The sequence below is a fragment of the Bizionia gelidisalsuginis genome (assembly GCF_008086185.1).
GTDB classification, from domain to species: domain Bacteria; phylum Bacteroidota; class Bacteroidia; order Flavobacteriales; family Flavobacteriaceae; genus Bizionia; species Bizionia saleffrena.
Genome location: NZ_VSKN01000054.1, coordinates 1 through 2,735 on the forward strand (window position 1 = coordinate 1; position 2,735 = coordinate 2,735).

The 2,735-nt window shown below is 32.1% G+C and carries 3 protein-coding genes; all 3 read left to right on the forward strand.

Features of this window, described 5'->3' with window-relative positions:
• Positions 1-614: 614 nt before the first annotated feature.
• The 3 genes from ES677_RS14910 to ES677_RS14920 are packed head-to-tail and all read left to right on the forward strand — an operon-like array spanning position 615 to position 2,596.
• A complete protein-coding gene (locus tag ES677_RS14910) occupies positions 615-869 on the forward strand; it encodes an autorepressor SdpR family transcription factor (RefSeq protein ID WP_148381683.1) in 255 nt (84 codons plus the stop codon).
• A gap of 3 nt (positions 870-872) precedes the next feature.
• Positions 873-1,523: an SdpI family protein gene (locus tag ES677_RS14915; protein ID WP_148381684.1), complete on the forward strand. Its 651-nt coding sequence runs from the start codon at positions 873-875 to the stop codon at positions 1,521-1,523.
• Positions 1,520-2,596, forward strand: a complete 1,077-nt coding sequence (locus ES677_RS14920; protein ID WP_148381685.1) for an alpha/beta hydrolase family protein — start codon at positions 1,520-1,522, stop codon at positions 2,594-2,596. The genes ES677_RS14915 and ES677_RS14920 overlap by 4 nt, the downstream gene beginning before the upstream one ends.
• Positions 2,597-2,735 lie beyond the last annotated feature (139 nt).

The window sequence follows — 2,735 nt, forward strand, 5'->3', positions numbered from 1 at the left end:
TGTTCCGTCCTTCCTTAATTGTGAGTCCTATGGGCTTTTTATCCCACCTCGTTTCCCTTAAGTACTATGACTTCTGCTGACTTCTCCAATAGGCCAACTCGTAACTTTGGAGATCTCCCCAGGTAATGACATCTTCTTTCACTCAATCCCTGCCGTATCTACCTACTTACCCTTTTGGTATGCTTTGGGCGTTGCAATGATGTGGTTGCTTACCCGAATAAATAGGCCTCTGTATACGGTTTCTGTTCGTCAGTACCGAGTTTTGTAGTCTCGCTTTCTTCAGATGTAACTTCACAGTTACCACCCTTGCGACTTACTAATGCTTCTAGGCGTTACCCCAGCGCATAAGGGACTTGCACCCTCTAGATTAATTACTTACTTTGCTGTAAGTAAAAGATGCCCATACTGGGCACACACAATGTATATAAAAAATAGGCGAAATAGTAATAAATTCAAGGGTTTTGGCTCATATCAAACTTTGTGCTTAACCGAAAGTTTAATGCTTCGAAATCGCCTACTTTTCATATACTAAACGTTCTATGCCATTTAAAAAAACGACAAACATTTGGTCATTTGAAAAAGTATTTAGATATTTGTCTAAATAACTAAATAAAATGAATTCTTTATTTAAAGCTCTTAATGATGAAACTCGCAGACAGATTGTTGAGCTACTAAAAGAGAAAGATATGAATGCTGGGGAAATTGCGGAACAATTTAATATATCCAAGCCAAGTATTTCACATCATCTTGACATTTTAAAAAGAGCAGATTTAATAACAAGTGAGAAAAAAGGACAATTTGTAGAATATTCATTAAACACTAGCATATTAGAAGACTTAATAAACTGGATACTAACTTTAAAAAAATAAATTATGAGCCTAAAAAAGGAATTACCACTTATTGGAATTGTATTGTTACCTTTTATCTATTTGGCATATATCTGGAATCAATTACCTGAAAAAGTTCCTATGCATTGGAATATTAGAGGAGAAGTAGACAGATATGGAGAAAAAATTGAGTTAATAATTATTCCAATTTTATTACCACTACTTGTATATATTATTTTTCTAGTTGTTCCAAAAATTGACCCAAAAAACAAATTGAATAAAATGGGAAACAAACTTAAAACTATAAAATTCTTACTAACAACTTTTATGTCAATTTTAGCTTTGTTTATTATTTATACAGCCAAAAATGAATCATTTGCTAATCCGAATTATATTGTATTGTTAATCGGAGTTTTATATATAATATTTGGGAATTATTTTAAAACAATCAAAGCAAATTACTTCATTGGAATTAGAACACCTTGGACTTTAGAAAACGAAACTGTTTGGAAAGAAACACACAAATTAGGAGGAAAAATGTGGTTTATTGGTGGTCTTATAATTATACTTTCAAGTTTGTTATTAGAAAAGCAAACTAATTTTACAATATTTATAGTTATCACAGCTATTATAACTATTATTCCTGTAGTCTATTCATACCTAAAATTTCAAAACCTTAAAAAACAAGCAAAATGAAAACCAAACTTTTATATTTTATAATTACTACAATTACATCATTCAATTTATATTCTCAAAATAATAGACCTCAAGAACCTAAAGAACCTTTTGAGTATATAAGCGAAAATGTTGTATTTAAAAATAACCTTGATAGCATTTCTCTTGCAGGAACAATTACATATCCAAAAATGGGTTCAGATTTTCCTGCTGTAATTTTGATTAGTGGCAGTGGACCACAAGACAGAAATTCCGAACTATTGAACCATAAGCCATTTTTAGTTTTAGCTGATTACCTAACTAAAAGAGGAATTGCAGTATTACGAGTTGATGATAGAGGAACTGGCGAATCAGAAGGTAATTATAATGAAACTGGACTCAATGGATTTGTTAACGATACTGAAAGTGCATTTGAATTCCTAAAAACTCGTAAGGAGATTAATCATTCTAAAATTGGCTTAATTGGTCACAGTTTAGGTGGTATTATCGCACCAATTATTGCAAGTGAAGATACAGACGTTTCTTTTATTGTAATTCTTGCTGGTTCCGGTATAAGAGGCGACAAACTTATGCTTTTGCAAAAAGAAATAATAGAACGAAAAATGGGTGTTCCAGAAATCGGAATTACACAAGGACAAAATAATATGAAAGCTGCTTATGATATAATTTTAAAATCAAATGAGAACCAAACTGAATTACAAGTTGAACTAAAAAATTATTTTACTAAAGTATTTGGTGCAATGTTACCTGAAAGTCAAATCCAAACCATTTCAGAACAAATGTCAATTCCTTGGTTAACAGATTTTATAAAATTTGACCCTCAAACGGCTTTAAGTAAAACAAAATGTCCTGTTCTTGCCCTTAATGGGGCTAATGATTTACAAGTTCCATCAAAAGAAAACCTAGAAACAATCGAAAAAATCTTGAAAGAAAATGGAAACGAGGATGTTGAAACAAAACAATTGGAAAATTTAAACCATTTATTTCAAGAAAGCAAAACTGGATTACCAAATGAATATGCAACTATTGAACAGACCTTCTCACCAAAAGCTTTGGAAATAATAGCAGAATGGATAAAACAACGAACTGAATAAAAAACGGCATAGAATCGAGTAGACGGCTGACAATCGAATGATTGCCAGTGCGCCTCTCACACCACCGTACGTACGGGTCTCGTATACGGCGGTTCACCAAATCGAAGTTTGTATTTTGTTTATGTAATCTATCATCGGT